Annotated in this window: 19 protein-coding genes and 2 pseudogenes; 11 read left to right on the top strand and 10 right to left on the bottom strand. The window is 36.2% G+C overall.

Translation table 11 applies throughout. The features are described 5' to 3' along the window. Positions 1 to 47 precede the first annotated feature (47 nt). Positions 48 to 1,598 (bottom strand): ferredoxin--nitrite reductase, encoded by a 1,551-nt coding sequence (locus K2F26_RS02835; RefSeq protein WP_220610267.1) that lies wholly within the window; start codon positions 1,596 to 1,598, stop codon positions 48 to 50. Positions 1,599 to 1,981: 383 nt separating this feature from the next. On the opposite strand from K2F26_RS02835, the gene K2F26_RS24555 reads away from it, so the two are divergent. The 4 genes and pseudogenes from K2F26_RS24555 (at position 1,982) to K2F26_RS02815 (ending at position 4,283) form a co-directional block, all read left to right on the top strand. Next, positions 1,982 to 2,401, top strand: a complete 420-nt coding sequence (locus K2F26_RS24555; protein WP_228019521.1) for a hypothetical protein — start codon at positions 1,982 to 1,984, stop codon at positions 2,399 to 2,401. A 5-nt stretch (positions 2,402 to 2,406) separates the two neighbouring features. Continuing rightward, positions 2,407 to 2,877, top strand: coding sequence for a type II toxin-antitoxin system VapC family toxin (locus K2F26_RS02825; protein WP_220610266.1), 471 nt, complete (start codon positions 2,407 to 2,409; stop codon positions 2,875 to 2,877). Then, positions 2,856 to 3,916, top strand: a pseudogene (locus K2F26_RS02820) (IS630 family transposase). Before K2F26_RS02825 ends, K2F26_RS02820 begins: the two are co-directional and overlap by 22 nt. Before the next feature lie 112 nt (positions 3,917 to 4,028). Next, a complete protein-coding gene (locus K2F26_RS02815) occupies positions 4,029 to 4,283 on the top strand; it encodes a UPF0175 family protein (protein ID WP_220611756.1) in 255 nt (84 codons plus the stop codon). A 63-nt stretch (positions 4,284 to 4,346) separates the two neighbouring features. Here K2F26_RS02815 and K2F26_RS02810 read toward each other — a convergent pair whose 3' ends face one another. The 3 genes from K2F26_RS02810 to K2F26_RS02800 all read right to left on the bottom strand — a co-directional run bounded on the left by K2F26_RS02810 (position 4,347) and on the right by K2F26_RS02800 (position 5,546). Continuing rightward, the gene (locus K2F26_RS02810; RefSeq protein WP_220610265.1) at positions 4,347 to 4,643 is read right to left on the bottom strand and encodes a type II toxin-antitoxin system RelE/ParE family toxin; all 297 of its coding nucleotides are present in this window, start codon (positions 4,641 to 4,643) and stop codon (positions 4,347 to 4,349) included. Continuing rightward, positions 4,640 to 4,864 (bottom strand): addiction module protein, encoded by a 225-nt coding sequence (locus K2F26_RS02805; protein WP_220610264.1) that lies wholly within the window; start codon positions 4,862 to 4,864, stop codon positions 4,640 to 4,642. The genes K2F26_RS02810 and K2F26_RS02805 overlap by 4 nt, the downstream gene beginning before the upstream one ends. 457 nt (positions 4,865 to 5,321) lie before the next feature. After that, a complete protein-coding gene (locus tag K2F26_RS02800) occupies positions 5,322 to 5,546 on the bottom strand; it encodes a DUF433 domain-containing protein (protein WP_220611755.1) in 225 nt (74 codons plus the stop codon). Between the two features lie 125 nt (positions 5,547 to 5,671). Here K2F26_RS02800 and K2F26_RS02795 point away from each other — a divergent pair. The 6 genes and pseudogenes from K2F26_RS02795 to K2F26_RS02770 all read left to right on the top strand — a co-directional run bounded on the left by K2F26_RS02795 (position 5,672) and on the right by K2F26_RS02770 (position 9,399). After that, positions 5,672 to 6,131 (top strand): annotated as a pseudogene (locus K2F26_RS02795) (DUF29 domain-containing protein). Positions 6,132 to 6,215: 84 nt separating this feature from the next. Continuing rightward, a complete protein-coding gene (locus K2F26_RS02790) occupies positions 6,216 to 6,419 on the top strand; it encodes a type II toxin-antitoxin system HicB family antitoxin (protein ID WP_137666538.1) in 204 nt (67 codons plus the stop codon). Further along, complete coding sequence (locus K2F26_RS02785; protein ID WP_096570507.1) at positions 6,416 to 6,622, top strand: type II toxin-antitoxin system HicA family toxin; 207 nt, start codon at positions 6,416 to 6,418, stop codon at positions 6,620 to 6,622. The genes K2F26_RS02790 and K2F26_RS02785 overlap by 4 nt, the downstream gene beginning before the upstream one ends. A gap of 72 nt (positions 6,623 to 6,694) precedes the next feature. Then, positions 6,695 to 7,135 carry a QcrA and Rieske domain-containing protein gene (locus tag K2F26_RS02780; protein ID WP_220610263.1) on the top strand — a complete coding sequence of 147 codons (441 nt, stop codon included), beginning with the start codon at positions 6,695 to 6,697 and terminating at the stop codon, positions 7,133 to 7,135. A gap of 197 nt (positions 7,136 to 7,332) precedes the next feature. Further along, positions 7,333 to 8,277: a LysR family transcriptional regulator gene (locus K2F26_RS02775; protein WP_220610262.1), complete on the top strand. Its 945-nt coding sequence runs from the start codon at positions 7,333 to 7,335 to the stop codon at positions 8,275 to 8,277. 75 nt (positions 8,278 to 8,352) lie between these two features. Beyond that, positions 8,353 to 9,399, top strand: a complete 1,047-nt coding sequence (locus K2F26_RS02770; RefSeq protein WP_220610261.1) for an anthranilate phosphoribosyltransferase family protein — start codon at positions 8,353 to 8,355, stop codon at positions 9,397 to 9,399. 69 nt (positions 9,400 to 9,468) lie between these two features. On the opposite strand, the gene K2F26_RS02765 is transcribed toward K2F26_RS02770, so the two are convergent. From K2F26_RS02765 to K2F26_RS02750, 5 genes are all read right to left on the bottom strand, one after another. Continuing rightward, on the bottom strand, positions 9,469 to 10,374 hold the full coding sequence (locus K2F26_RS02765) for an MBL fold metallo-hydrolase (protein WP_220610260.1): 906 nt from the start codon (positions 10,372 to 10,374) through the stop codon (positions 9,469 to 9,471). Positions 10,375 to 10,385: 11 nt separating this feature from the next. After that, positions 10,386 to 10,769, bottom strand: a complete 384-nt coding sequence (panD, locus tag K2F26_RS02760) for an aspartate 1-decarboxylase (RefSeq protein WP_220610259.1) — start codon at positions 10,767 to 10,769, stop codon at positions 10,386 to 10,388. A 191-nt stretch (positions 10,770 to 10,960) separates the two neighbouring features. Next, positions 10,961 to 11,473 (bottom strand): inorganic diphosphatase, encoded by a 513-nt coding sequence (locus K2F26_RS02755; RefSeq protein WP_220610258.1) that lies wholly within the window; start codon positions 11,471 to 11,473, stop codon positions 10,961 to 10,963. 388 nt (positions 11,474 to 11,861) lie between these two features. Continuing rightward, positions 11,862 to 12,050, bottom strand: a complete 189-nt coding sequence (locus tag K2F26_RS24550; RefSeq protein WP_246605506.1) for a TLTLP motif-containing protein — start codon at positions 12,048 to 12,050, stop codon at positions 11,862 to 11,864. Between the two features lie 454 nt (positions 12,051 to 12,504). After that, positions 12,505 to 13,476, bottom strand: coding sequence for an Npun_F2552 family protein (locus K2F26_RS02750; protein ID WP_220610257.1), 972 nt, complete (start codon positions 13,474 to 13,476; stop codon positions 12,505 to 12,507). 134 nt (positions 13,477 to 13,610) lie between these two features. On the opposite strand from K2F26_RS02750, the gene K2F26_RS02745 reads away from it, so the two are divergent. After that, entirely contained in the window at positions 13,611 to 14,264 is a 654-nt protein-coding gene (locus K2F26_RS02745) for a Uma2 family endonuclease (protein ID WP_220610256.1), read from the top strand. A 67-nt stretch (positions 14,265 to 14,331) separates the two neighbouring features. Here K2F26_RS02745 and K2F26_RS02740 read toward each other — a convergent pair whose 3' ends face one another. Further along, positions 14,332 to 14,808 (bottom strand): DUF29 domain-containing protein, encoded by a 477-nt coding sequence (locus K2F26_RS02740; protein WP_220610255.1) that lies wholly within the window; start codon positions 14,806 to 14,808, stop codon positions 14,332 to 14,334. Positions 14,809 to 14,811: the final 3 nt, after the last annotated feature.

Here is a 14,811-nt window from a genome sequence, read left to right as displayed (position 1 = left end):
CCAGGTTTGATTGGAGTTTTCAATGATGTCTATATTTTTCGGTTTATTTAATGGGAAATTAAGGCTTCTTCCCTAAGTTTTGCACCGAAGTTTTGAATGAGTATTTCTTTTAATATGGGTTGTACATCTTCACAAGGAACGCTTTTTTGTACACAAGTTCCTAGTTTAGCATCTTTACCAACTTTCCCACCCATATAAATGTCAACGCCTTCTACTGTTTGCCCGTTTTTACGGACTTTTGTACCCATTAAACCAATGTCTGCTACTTGGGGTTGTCCGCAAGAATTTGGGCATCCTGTCCAATGAATACGGACGGGTTTTGATAATATTAATTCCCGTTCTAATGCTTTACTCATGGCAACGGCACGATTTTTTGTTTCTATTAATGCGAAGTTACAAAATTGTGCGCCTGTACAAGATACCACTGCTCGCGTTAATAAACCAGGATTAACACCAAATTTATTTAACAATGGTTCTGTTAAAAATGCGTTTAAAGCTGAATCGGGAATATTAGGAATTATGGCGTTTTGTTCGACTGTAAACCTAATTTCGCCACTGCCATAAACTTCTGCTATCCGGGCAAGTTCAAACATATCATCGGCAGATAATCTACCTACGGGAATGTTTAAACCTACATAATTTAATCCTGGTTTTTTTTGGGGATAAATACCAATATGATCCCGTTTTTCCCAGTCTATTTCGTCTTTTGGTGCTGCGGTTTTAAATGTTTTTCCCCAGCGTTTTTCTACTTCTGAACGGAATTTTTCTAAACCCCATTCATCAATTAACCACATTAACCGGGCTTTTTGACGGTTGAGACGTAAACCATGATCCCGGAAAATTTCGACAATTGCTTTACATAAACTAACTACTTCTTCGGGTTTTACCCACACATTTAAAGGAATAGCTGCTTCACAACGTTTACCGGAGAAAAAACCACCGACTAAAACATTAAAACCAAATCCTTCTTTAAATGCTGGTACAAATGCTAAATCATTGATTTCTGCGTGAACTGAATTATCTTTTCCTCCAGTTACCGCAATGTTAAATTTACGAGGAAGATTGGTAAATTCTGGGTTTCCTTTACCATTATTAGTGAGCATATCTTGAATTTGCTGCACTAATTCTCTGGTGTCGTACAACTCGTTAGCATCTAAACCCGCTACAGGATCACCTGTAATATTACGGATGTTATCCATACCGGATTGAATGCTTGTTAACCCAACGGTGTTAAATTTATTAAAGATGTCAGGAATATCTGAAAAATTGATCCCGCGAAGTTGTATATTTTGTCTAGTGGTGATATCTGCGCTGCCGTCGTCACCGTAACGCTGTATCACTTCTGCTAAAATATACACTTGACTGCTAGTGAGAATACCGTTAGGTATCCGCATCCGCATCATGAATTTTCCGGGTGTCACTGGGCGAAAAAATACACCTAACCATTTTAGGCGATGGTTGAGGTCGTTTTCGTCCATTGCTTCCCAACCAATTTTCACAAATTCGCTGATTTCGTCTTTAACTGCAAGTCCGTCTTTTTCAGCTTTGAATTTCTCGAATTTATTCAGTTTTTCGATGGTAGTTGCTGTTTCTGTCATGGGTTGTTTTTTGGGAACAGGACTTAATTAATTGTGTATCCGTGTTCTTATCGGTGCTGTACTTTCCACTTTTAAGAAAACAACTGATAGTAGTTTCCTGGTTGGTGGTTGTAACAATTTCGATATTGCTAAGTTAAGGTGAATTTTTATAACAATTCGTATAGTGTGTTACGAAATTTCTAGAATTATGCAGAAAACGGATATTGGGATTGCGTTTTTTGCATATCTTATTAGTATTTCTCAGTTTTGGAAAGGGTAAATATTGCCATTCCCAGTAATTATTTAACGCAGATGAACGCAGATGAACGCAGATATTTTTGGAATCTGATATAATAGGAATCAATGATGATTTCAAGAGAAATAATTTTAGGTGAGGTTAAACAATGAAAGCTTTTGAAGTAACGGGTAAAATTGATGAAAAAGGTCAATTATTATTAGATGAACCTTTACATATTGACACATCTAGTCAAGTGAGAGTAATTATTCTTGTGTCAGATGACAATAAAGAACACAATAAGGACAAGGAAAAAGAAGCTATGAAAAATAGAATTGAGAAAGTTGTGAATATTTTAATGGAAGAACGTCCTTTATTTAAGGAAGAACTTAATCCAGAGGAAATGATTCAACATTTATGTAAGATATTTGATAAAAATGTATCTATTGGAGAGTTTTATATGATGGAAGAAGAAGACTTAAAAAATAGATGTAGTGGTATCTTGTCTGTACAAATGTTGTCAGGGTTGTTAGATGATTTAACTCCTGAACAAGTAGCTATTTTTGATGAAGTTGTAAAAAGGAAGTAGAAAAAATGAGTTATTTATTAGATACAAACATTGTTTCTTTTGCCATGAGAAATAACCTGATAATTAAAGAAAAATTAGATCAATTACGATCTCGCAAGGAATTAGTCTCTATTAGTTGTATTACTTACTTTGAAATTAAAAGAGGTTTATTTGCAGCTAAAGCCACTAAAAAGTTAGAAATATTTGATAATTTTTGTAAGGATTATCAAATCCTTTTCTTAGATGATTTAGCAATTGTGGAAAAAGCAGCAGAAATTCATGCAAATCTCAGGTTACGAGGTTTACCGATTCAAACGGAAGATATTTTAATTGCTGCAACTGCTATTATTAAGGGTTTTACTGTGGTTTCTAATGATAGTGATTTGTTGAGAGTTGAGGGTTTAACTGTGGAGAATTGGTTATATCATGTCCGGCTAATCGCTTACGATAAAAGAGGTGAGTGCAAAGATGACCAATGCCGAAACGAATTAGTGTAGCCACACATCTGAGTATTGAAGAGTTAGAAAAACGTTACCGTCAAGCTAAAGACGGGATAGAAAGCCGTCAGTACCAGATTATTTGGTTAGTAGCGCAAGGCAAAAAAACGGAAGAAATCGAGGAAATCACAGGCTACAGCAGAACATGGATGTACGCATTGGTAAAAAGATACAACGAGTTAGGGATCGAAGGATTAGGCGATCGTAGACAGTTAAACCAAGGTACACAGCCGCTAGTAGATGATATCCAGCAGGCACATTTATGGCAAGCGTTACAAGAAAAAGCACCAGATGGAGGATTATGGAATGGGAGAAAGGTAGCAGATTGGTTGAGTGAAGTCACAGGAACAAAGATAAGCAGACAGAGGGGATGGGAAATATTGCGGCAGATGACTTTCAGGCTCAGAGTACCCCGTCCGTCTCATACAAAAAGCGACCCTTTTGAACAACAAGCCTGGAAAAAAAAATTGCTACAGAAGTAGAACAACTGCAAACCAGCTACCCAGATGCGGAAATTCAGTTGTGGTGCGAAGATGAACATCGCTTGGGACTTAAACCAGTTTTACGACGAGTTTATGTACCAGAAGGAGAACAACCAATTGCTGATGTGAATTGGCGGTTTAAATGGCTATGGTTGTATGCTTTTGTACATCCTAAAACTGGAGAAACCTATTGGTGGATTCTTCCTTATGTGAACACAGAGCTATTCAATCAGGTTTTAGCCGATTTTGCTCAAGAATTTGGCTTAGGTGCTAATAAACGTATTCTTTTAGCCGTTGACCAAGCCGGATGGCATACCAGTAAGAGTTTACAGATTCCCGAAGGGCTGCATTTAACATTATTACCATCTCACTCACCTGAATTACAACCCGCAGAAAGGCTTTGGACTTTGGTGGACGAACCAATTGCTAATCAATCTTTTGAGACACTCGATGATTTAGAGGATGTCTTATTTCATCGGTGTCAATCTTTACTCCAACAGCCTGATTTAATTCGTGGTTTGACGGGTTTTCATTGGTGGTTGCAAACTGGCGCTTAATCGTAAGTCATTACCCGGACATGATATTAGAGGAATAAGGGAAAATTAGATAATATAGCAGATGGGATGGTAATTTGTTATAATTTTATCAACCTTTGCTATAGAATAAATTATTTCTTTACAACTTAAAATTAACTACCCTGAAACTTTACCTGATGCTGTTGGTAAAACTAGAGAACAGTTTGAACAAGAAGCAAAATGGGCTATGGCTGTAAAATTATATGAAATGAAACGCCTTTCTTCTGGTATGGCTGCGGGTTTATTAGGAGTTGAGAGAGTGACTTTTATGATGAAATTAAATGATTATGGAGTACCGTTAATTGATTTAAGTGAAGAAGAATTATTATCAGATATGGAAAATGCCTAATACTAGCTAAATTGTTATTAGATACTTCTCCTTTAATTACTATTTGTGATTAACTTCTATTTTTTAGGTTCGCATTTGCCATGATTTTGGATCTCTTCGACTGTGAAAAATTGCTGTCACAATTATACGACTCGACACAATTCGGTAGTATATGGCGTAGGGAAAACGTCGCACTACTACCCGTCGCACGTCAAGATAGACCACTGCATAAGATTCTGGCATTTGACAAATGCGATTTAGCATTTCATCCACGCAGTCTAAAAACTCATCACCAAGTCCTGCTTGCTGATTTTGATACCATATATACGCCTCATCTAGTTCTTCACGAACTTCTGGACGAAAAACTAGAACATAATTCATTGTTTTCCTCTAATTGAAGTTTTAATTTCTTCCCATGTCATCACATTATCTGGATTTGATTCATAATCAGTGATGCGACGATCAAGTTCTTGTTTTTGCGCTGTTGTTAAATCAGGATATGCTTGTTCTGCTGCGATACTTGCTAAAATCTCTTGGACAATACTAATTCTCTCTGCAATACTCAGAGCTTTGATCTGATTTAAGGTTGTACTGATGTCCATGTTTATTGACCTCAAAACGAAGATAAGGCATACATCTATTTTATAGTGTAGGCGATCGCTTCATGCTTTGAATTAATGTCAGGGAGCGATCGTGCTGTTTGGTATATTATAAAATAATTATTTTGTTTGCTAATTCTAATTATTTATTGATTCGGAACGTGACTTGTATTCATCAAAATCCAAACAAGGTGGAGGAAACGGATATATCAACAATACAAGTGCGGAGTTGAGCTAAATTATCATTACTATTTGACATATTAATTAAGTATTTCCCCAAAAAGTTGTGTAACTTTTTATAAATTAGATATCACTTGCTATAGTGTATCATTACACTCCATTTAAGTCAAGTAATTTCAATTAGTGCTTAACCAAAAGATAAAATATTGACAGCTTCCAGTAAATTTATACTCAGAATTTTCCTCAGCAGATAGCGATAAATGTGCATCAACCCAGATTATCATGCAACTAACACCGGATGATTGAGTTTTCGTGAAGCGTATAAAAGTGCAGCTTTAAGATCATCAGCTTCAAGATCCGGCATTTCCTCTAGTATTTCTTCAGCATTTAAACCAACAGCAAACAAATCTAATACATCTGATACCCTAATTCTCATTCCCCGAATACAGGGACGACCACCACATTGTTTAGGATTAATTGTAATTCTTTCCAACAAATTTGACATATAAGCTAATTTCATAAACTCTTATTTTTAGGATACATCAAATTGGTAAAATCTGCAACTCAATTAATAACATTAATCCCTAAATTAAGCTAGAATAAAATAAATAGTAAAATCCTCACCAGTATATGGTTACATCAACACAACCCAAAACTCAAACCTTATACGATCAAGATTATTACCTGTGGATAAAAACAACTATTAACCAACTTCGCACAGGACAATTTTCTGCTGTTGATTTAGAGAACTTATTAGAAGAATTAGAAACTCTATTTAGAACTCAAAAAAGCACAATTTACCATTTATTAATTAAACTCCTTGTACATTTAAAAACTAAAATATTGGGATAATGAAAGAGAAAGAAATCAAGGACATTGGAAAGGTGAAATTAGAAGATTTAGAATACAACTAAAAGATGAACTGAAAGATAGTCCTAGTTTAAAACCTTACATTTTAGAAATATTTGATGAATGTTATCAAGATGCTAGAAAAGAAGCATCAGATCGTTCTCAACTTCCCCTTGATACATTCCCTATTATTCCTATCGGTTCTTTAGAACAAATATTAGATGAAAACTGGTTTCAGTGAAAATAGTCATCAATACTAAAACTGTTATAGTTAATTTAACCACATTGTGCTATAATCTTAATCAAATCAATTAACGGTAAAATCATGAAACTAAAAATCATTGTACATCAAGCAGAAGAAGGCGGATATTGGGCGGAAGTTCCTTCTCTTCCAGGTTGTGCTACTCAAGGAGATTCTTTTGAGGAACTTTTACAAAATTTATATGAAGCTATTGAAGGCTATTTATCAGTAGATATCAATGATATTCAACTACAAGATAATGCTAAGGTTTTAGAAATAGCTATATGAAATCAATGACGGGTAAGGAATTAGCTAAAATCTTGGAAAAACATGATTGGGTATTAATTAGAATCCAAGGAAGTCATCATATTTATGGTAAACCGGGTATGAATGTAAAAATATCTGTGCCTATTCATGGCAATAAAGATATTAAAATAGGATTGCTAAGACACTTATTAAAACAAGCGGAATTATTTGATTATCTTGATTAAATTCACGACAAAAATCAATTTATGAGTAATAATAAACAATAGTCAAAAATCAAACCATAAATCACAGCATCTATGAAACGTCGTGAATTTTTCAACTGGGTCGGTTTAGGTTTATTAGCAAGTTCCTTACCTGTAGCTATAGCAGCTTGTACTACAGACACAACAACAACAGCATCTTCCCCTTCTCAGGGTGCTGCTAAAGACTGGCAAAAAATCGGTACTGTAGCAGAATTAGACAAAACAGGGCAATTATTAGTAGAAGATTCTCCAGTAGGTGCAGTGTTGGTAGTTGGTACATCTAAAGCTGCAAAAAATTTAATTGCTGTTAACCCTACCTGCACTCATCAAGGTTGTACCGTTGCATGGAAAACAGATAAAAATCAATTTGTCTGTCCCTGTCATGATGCAAAATTTGCCCGTGATGGTAAAGTGCAAGCAGCACCAGCCGAAAAACCGCTAAGAACCTACCTAGCTAAGATTGAAAATGATTCTGTGTTTGTTAAACCAGCTTAGTAAAGATTTCTATTACTCAATCAAGCATCAAGATGATTTTATTCTGTACGGGTTTAGCAATGCTAAACTCCTACTGAATTTTGACTGCAATATCAGAAATTTTTACCAAATTTTGTATCATAATCTACTAAAATAATGTAATCAACTTGTTAACTTTGTTAAGTTTATTAAAATTGGGAATGTAATTCCTGCTACCTATGCGTTTAGAGCAGTTACAAGCTTTTTTGGCGATCGCCCAAACTGGCAGTTTTCAACAAGCAGCAAAAAAATGTGGTGTCACCCAATCTACAATTAGTAGACAAATTCAGGGTTTAGAAGCAGATTTAGGTGTAGAACTGTTTCACAGAACCACCCACGCTAAACTCACATTGGGGGGTGAACGTTTGCTTCCCCGTGTGCGGAAAATTTGCCAAGAATGGGATACAGCAATTTCAGAATTAGCAGATTTAGTAGCAGGAAAGCAACCAGAATTATGTATTGCGGCCATTCATTCTATTTGTGCTTCTTACTTACCACCAGTGTTACAAAAATTTTGTCATGATTATCCCCAAGTACAATTAAGAGTAACATCATTAGGAAGCGATCGCTCTCTCAAAGTCCTCAAAGATGGACTTGTAGATTTAGCAATAGTCATGCACAATCGCTTTTTAATCACTGGTAAAGAAATGGTCGTAAAAACATTATATGATGAACCGATAGAAGTATTAACAGCAGCGAGTCATCCCCTGGCGAAATTTGCATCTATACCCTGGAACGAATTAATTAAATATCCCCAGGTAGTATTTAAAGATGGCTATGGAATGCAGCGTTTAATTCAAGATAGTTTTGATAAACTAGGAACAAAACTGCAAGCAGCATTAGAAGTAAATACTTTAGATGCTTTTCGCGGAGTAGTCCGTCAAGGAGAACTAATAGCTTTATTACCTCATTCAGCATTAATAGAAGCAAAATTTGATCCTAGTCTTGCAGTTCGTCCTCTAGACAATAATAGTAATTTACCAGATAATTCTAGTTCTAGTTTAACTCGTCGCGTAGTCATGGTAACAACTCAAGACCGTTTACAAATTCCTCCTATTCAACATTTTTGGCAATTAGTCAGTGATAACATTCCCCCAAAATTAGAACAACAGCGGACAGCATAACAATTAAAAATTAAAAATTAAAAAATACTACCAATTACCAATTACCAATTACCAATTACCAATTACCAATTACCAATGTCTCATACATTTAAAGAATTTATCCAAAAAGTCGGTAGCGGTAGTCATACTTCAGAAAATTTAACTCGTACTGAAGCTGATACCGCCATGAAAATGATGTTATTAGCTGAAGCTAAACCTGCACAAATAGGAGCTTTTTTAATTGCTCACCGTATTAAACGCCCCACAGGTGAAGAATTAGCAGGAATGTTAGATGCTTATTATGAACTCGGACCTAAATTACAACCAATTAACAATAATCATCATCAAATTCCCATCGTTTTAGGTATACCTTATGATGGCAGAACTCGCACTGCACCAATTAATATTATTACAGCTTTATTATTAGCATCTGCGGGACAACCTGTAATTATGCACGGAGGCGATCGCTATCCGACAAAATACGGTTTACCTTTAATAGAAATTTGGCAAAAGTTAGGCGTTAATTGGAATAATTTATCTTTAGAAAAAAGCCAGGAAATATTTAATAAAACTCATCTTGGTTTTATTTACACACCGCATCATTTTCCCCTCACTAACACTCTTTGGGAATATCGAGAACAATTAGGAAAACGGCCACCATTAGCAACAATGGAATTAATTTGGTGTCCTTATGCTGGTGATGCTCATATTATTGCCGGTTTTGTTCATCCACCCACTGAAGCTATGTTTCAAACTGCTTTAGAATTGCAAGGAGTGAAAAAATATACCTTCGTTAAAGGTTTAGAAGGTAGTTGTGACTTACCACGCGATCGCACTGCCATTATTAGCGTATCATCATCCACAACACAAGAAATAGAAAGGTTACACCTCGTACCCCGTGAATATGGTTTTACCCCCAAAAACGTCCCCCTGGGTACAACCGAAGAACTCATCAAAGATATGCAATCTGTTTTAGCTGGAAATGACAGCGAACTGATGCAAACAGCTTTATGGAATGGCGGTTTTTACCTATGGCACTGTGGCATTTCTCCAGATATTGCGACTGGTATAGACAAAGCCAGAGAATTATTTACCAGTGGTTTAGTAGCTGCTAAACTACAAGAGGTAATAGGTAATTGGTAATTGGTAATAGGTAATTGGTAATTGGTAATTGGTAATTGGTAATTGGTAAAAACTATCAACTATCAACTATCAACTCTTCCCTACATACAACATCATACCTTCAGAAGCTAGTACAACATTAGGAAAAATAGACTTAACTTCATCCTGAATTTTGTCTAGAAAATCATCATCATCATCTGGGTGATGGTGAGATATCACCAATTTTTTCACATTAGCAGTTTGAGCCAATTCTACTGGAGTTTTCCATAGCAATTCCCCATATTCATGATTTTTATCAGTTGGTGGAGTATAGGTAGCATTAGCAACTAATAAATCAACATCTTGAATAATGGGTAAAATCTGGTTTTGTTCTTGTATATCAAGACTCTTATGTAAATCTGTTGTATAAGCAATACTATGGTTTCCCCAACTCACCTTGTAGCCTATGGATCTCTGATATTTATTAATTAAGGCTGTTGTCACTTTTATCTCACCTAATTCTATGACGTTGCCAGGAGTCAGGTTATAAAAAAGCAACTCTGACTCCATTACCTGTAAAGGGTAAGGAAAGTGAGGTTGGAGCATCTGATCGCACAGACATTGTTTAATTGATGCACCATTGGAAGCAGCCGTACCGTAAATATGAAAACAATTGTCCGTCACAAATGCCGGGGCGAAAAAGGGAAATCCTTGGATACGATTTGATTGGGAGTTGGTAAAAAATAAATGGGCTTCCAGAGCTTCTTCTTGTTGTTGCCAAGTTTTCCCTAAAATGCGTAAGCCAGTACCTCCATCAAAAATCAAGCGTTTTCCTGCTACGTATATTTCTACACAAGCAGTATTACTACCATAGCGGCAGGTGTGACTGTTTGGGGTAGGAATTAAACCTCGTACACCCCAAAATTTAACCCAAAACTCCCCAGCAAGGTGATTAAGCGGAGGAGTTAATTGATCATTGACGTAGCTTTGGGAATCAGAAGGCTCAAAATTTGACATTTTCCTTGAACTTAGAGCTTACTGAGCAGATCATCGTAATTTCTTACTTCTAAAATTCGGTTTTGTTCGTCCACAATGACGACCGTGGGAGAGTAATTTTTTAACTCCTCTAGTGTAAACTGCCCGTAAGTCATTATAATCAAGCGATCGCCTATGATGCCTAGCCTTGCGGCCGCACCATTCAACTCAATGATTCCTGAGTTAGCTGGAGCCGGAATTGCATAAGTAATAAAACGCTGACCATTAGCATTATTCACTACTTGTACTTGTTCATAAGGTAAAATACCAGATTTATCTAAAAGAACTTGATCGATACTGATACTACCCACATAGTTAATATTTGCCCCTGTGAGGGTACAGTTATGAATTTTAGCCAAAAGGAGAGTGCGCTGCATTTCGTTTTGGGTTGTTCCGCAACAACCAGGAGTAGTTTTAGTCTATTAAACAGGTTTGTGCTTGGTAATGGGTGATTGGTAATTGGTAATTGGTGATTGGTAATTGGTAATTGGTGATTGGGAAGAATGAATTTACTACCCATTACCCATTACCCATTACCCATTACCCATTACCCATTAACCATCATTTATTATTTTTTAGCAGCAGCGATGAACTTTTCTACTAAGGGTGCAACCCTGTCTACATCCTGCCAACCGAGAATTTCTGTTACCTTTTTCTCCAAATTTTTGTAAGAACGGAAAAATTCAGCAATTTCGTCTAAACGGTGGGGATGGATGTCTTTGAGGGAGTTTACATTGGCATAACGTGGATCTTTGGCGGGAACACAAAGAATTTTTTCATCGCGATCGCCACCGTCAATCATTTCCAAAAAACCAATTGGTCTAGCAGCAATGATACAACCTGGAAAAGTTGGTTCATCCATGATTACCATCCCATCCAGAGGATCACCATCATCAGCTAAGGTGTTGGGTATAAAGCCATAGTCATAAGGGTATTGTACCGAAGAAGAAAGCACTCGGTCTAGGGCAAAAGCGTTTAAATCCTTGTCAAATTCGTATTTATTTTTACTCCCGCCTGGTATTTCAATCAAAACATTAACTACACCCGGTTTAGGTTGGGCAGGAATAAGAGATAAATCCACAACAAAACTCCTTCGCTTATAGTGAGAATCCAGGTAGCACGCAGTTTGGCTCCCCGTGTTAGATTTTAGGACAATTGTGTATCTGTTCCCAAGGCTTTGGGCAAAAAGTTAAGTCTTCAGCTATCAGTAATCAGCTTTTGTCTCTAGTGAGACTGAGTTAGTAACAAAGATGCAGAGTTTTGTCAAATTACACCATTGTTAATGAGAGTAATTTATAGCATATTATTGGTGGGTTTCTGATTTCTGCTGCCGGAAACCGACAGAAACCGACGGCTGAATGCTGACTGCACAAAATACAGATCCCCGACTTCTGGGAGAAATCAGGGATCTGCTCATTCATTGTTAATTTTTAATTGCTAAAGCACAACTAAATTGGAAATAAAAGCGGTTATTTATTGCTTCTAGCTAAATCGTATGTCAGGGTTTGCCGAGGATTTGGAACATCAGTTGAAGAATAGTGGGAAATGATAAATACAGGTAGGATCAGGGTCACGAGTGCGATCGCCGTTCCCACAATGTCTGCCACACGTTGGGAATATGTGTCGGGAGGGTTGGCAGACTGGCTATTTGAATTCATAAAAAATTCTGGTTGTTCCTATCACTTGTAGTTCTACTCTCTGTGAGAGAGTTTCATTTCTATTTTAGCTATTTTTCTCAAATCAAGCTGCTAACTTTAAAGAAACTTATCCTGTTGCAAAAATGGCATAGGAGCTTTTTATACATGGCATTTTTGTTACAAATGAAATATCAAACATCTGCTTCTTCATGGGGTAATTAATATTTTCTGGAAATTCGTTTCACTACATCAAAATCACCCGATTTAGTGATCGTAGTCACAGAATTATTAATGTTCTTGTGCATTTACAGCAATTTTAGATTTTAGATTTTAGATTTTAGATTTCTCGTTCCCAGTCTCAGACTGGGAATGCAATATAGAGGCTCTGCCTATGATTTTACCAAAGTCAGAGCCTTTGAAAATTCATTCCCATACAGAGTATGGGAACGAGAAAATTTAGGATATATTTGAGCTTTTATCCTTTAGCGTAAGCACCCATTGGTTCTTTAATAAACCGGATATAAAGATGCCTAAAAGTAGATTTAATGACACGGGGCATTGCAAAGTCAATTGACATTAAATTATCAGGTAAACGCCAATCTTCTATTTGTAAGAGATCAGGAGATAAATTAGGGAATTCAATTTCACTTAATTCTGGACAAATACCCAATTTTTGAGAAGCTGCAACTGTGGGAACTTGTAGAGGATCAACTTTGAGAATTTCTAACACTGCCCGATCTAAAGCAAACACATGATCCGAAGCTGCTAAAACACCTAAATCACGAGGTTCACCACCACTAGGACCATTACCTTCATGACCAATAATACCATCTAAAATGGTTAAACTAGGATTAATTGCTCTGGCAGTTTCTACCAACATTTCCCCAAATCTTGCGGCATCTTTTCCTGCCTCCATGTGCCACCAGGCTTTCATTTTACCAGGTACACAACCAAAGAGATTTTTCACACCCAAAGTTACAGTTAATTGCATATGAGATTTAACTTTAGGTAAATTGATAATTACATCTGCTTCCATTGCTTCTTTTGATAGTAACAGATGATTGAAATTATCATTCACAGTTTGATAACGTTTACCGTGAAATTCCACAATAGGAATATTCAAATCTTCCAAAATTGGTAATAACCCATTAGCTGTAGCGACACCTTTAGCACTACCAAAAGCGGGACTATCTCCCAAAAATGGTTTACCTCCCACTTCCAGCACCATTTCAGCCACAGCGCGGACTAATTCCGGGCGTGTGGTACATTCTTTAGTAGGACGAGAACCGGTGAGTAAATTAGGTTTTAAAAGTACGCGATCGCCCTTTTTCACAAAAGCTGCTATTCCCCCCAAAGGTGCTAACAGCGTAGTCAAGGATTCTCTTAAAGCCTCTTGTTCGTAAGATTTAGCCCGAATTAAACTAACGGCTGGTTTTGGTGTCTGCATAGTTAATTAATAATTGCGTTATTATATCACAATATAGACTATTTTTAGCTAAAATGTCAGCATTCGGCTAAAAGCCAGAAGTTAAAAAACTGAATACATGAAAAAGTAGAATGTTTTATTAGGAGTAAAAATAAATGACAAACACAATTTCCCCAACCCAAAAAACAGAAATTACATATCCCGATAGTGACGGTAAACCAATGGCAGATAATACCAAACAATTTAGATGGATTGTAACAATTCAAGGAGGAATAGACGCATTATTCAAAGAGAATCCTGATGTATTTGTAGCAGGTGATTTACTTTGGTATCCGGTAGAAGGAAACAATAAACTGCGTCAAGCACCAGATATCATGGTAGTATTTGGAAGACCAAAAGGAGATAGAGGTTCTTATCAACAATGGAAGGAAAATAATATTATTCCCCAAGTAGTATTTGAAATACTCTCTCCCGGAAATACATTTCCAGAGATGTTAAAGAAATTCAAATTTTATGAAACTTATGGAGTAGAAGAATATTATATTTACGATCCAGATACAGGAGAATTATTTGGTTACTTGCGTTCAGAAACAGAATTAAAACAAATCGAAGAAATACAGGGTTTTAGTAGTCCAAAATTAGGGATCAGATTTGAAATTGTAGATGGAGAACTACAAATTTATCGTCCTGATGGAGAGAAATTTCTGAAATATGTAGAGTTAGAAGAAAAGAGACAATTAGCAGAAGCAAAAGCAGCGAGATTAGCGGAAAAATTGAGAGAACTGGGAGTGAATCCAGAGGAGATTTAAGAGATTTTATATTCCCGACTTCTTTTCTTGATGTTCTCAGAAGTCGGGGATCTGAATATAAAGACTATTATCTTTTTTTGCGAGGTGATGAGATTTCGATAGGATACCATTCAAGATCAAGTAATTCTGAAAGACTGTAAATAGATTCTGAAGGAAAATTCACAGAATTTTGAGTTTTGATTTTCACAAATCCTAAAGCATCCTGATAAATAAAATCCAACTCTGATTCTAAATAATTACGCAAATTTGTATTAAGTCGGCGGTTTAATTGAACTCTAAAAGTATAGATTTCACTTTGCCAATGTACCCCATTATTCTCGTGTTCACTTGTCCAAAATTGAAATAGTAATAAATGACGAATAATTTGCTCTAACAGACTAGCTACAGCACTTTTATCTCTTCTTCCCAACTCCTCTAACTCCTCAATTAAATTCTCCAAATCTAAATTTTGAAATTGCCGATTTTTTAATAATTTAATAGTTTCTTCCAACCATTGAGAATCATCAGCTTCATAGAGTTGTTTTAAATCATGAATAGTTTTCATAAT

It is taken from the genome of Sphaerospermopsis torques-reginae ITEP-024, from assembly GCF_019598945.1.
Classification (GTDB): Bacteria; Cyanobacteriota; Cyanobacteriia; order Cyanobacteriales; family Nostocaceae; genus Sphaerospermopsis.
The sequence above is the reverse complement of the archived record's forward strand: the minus strand, read 5'-3'. Positions and strand labels throughout refer to the sequence as shown.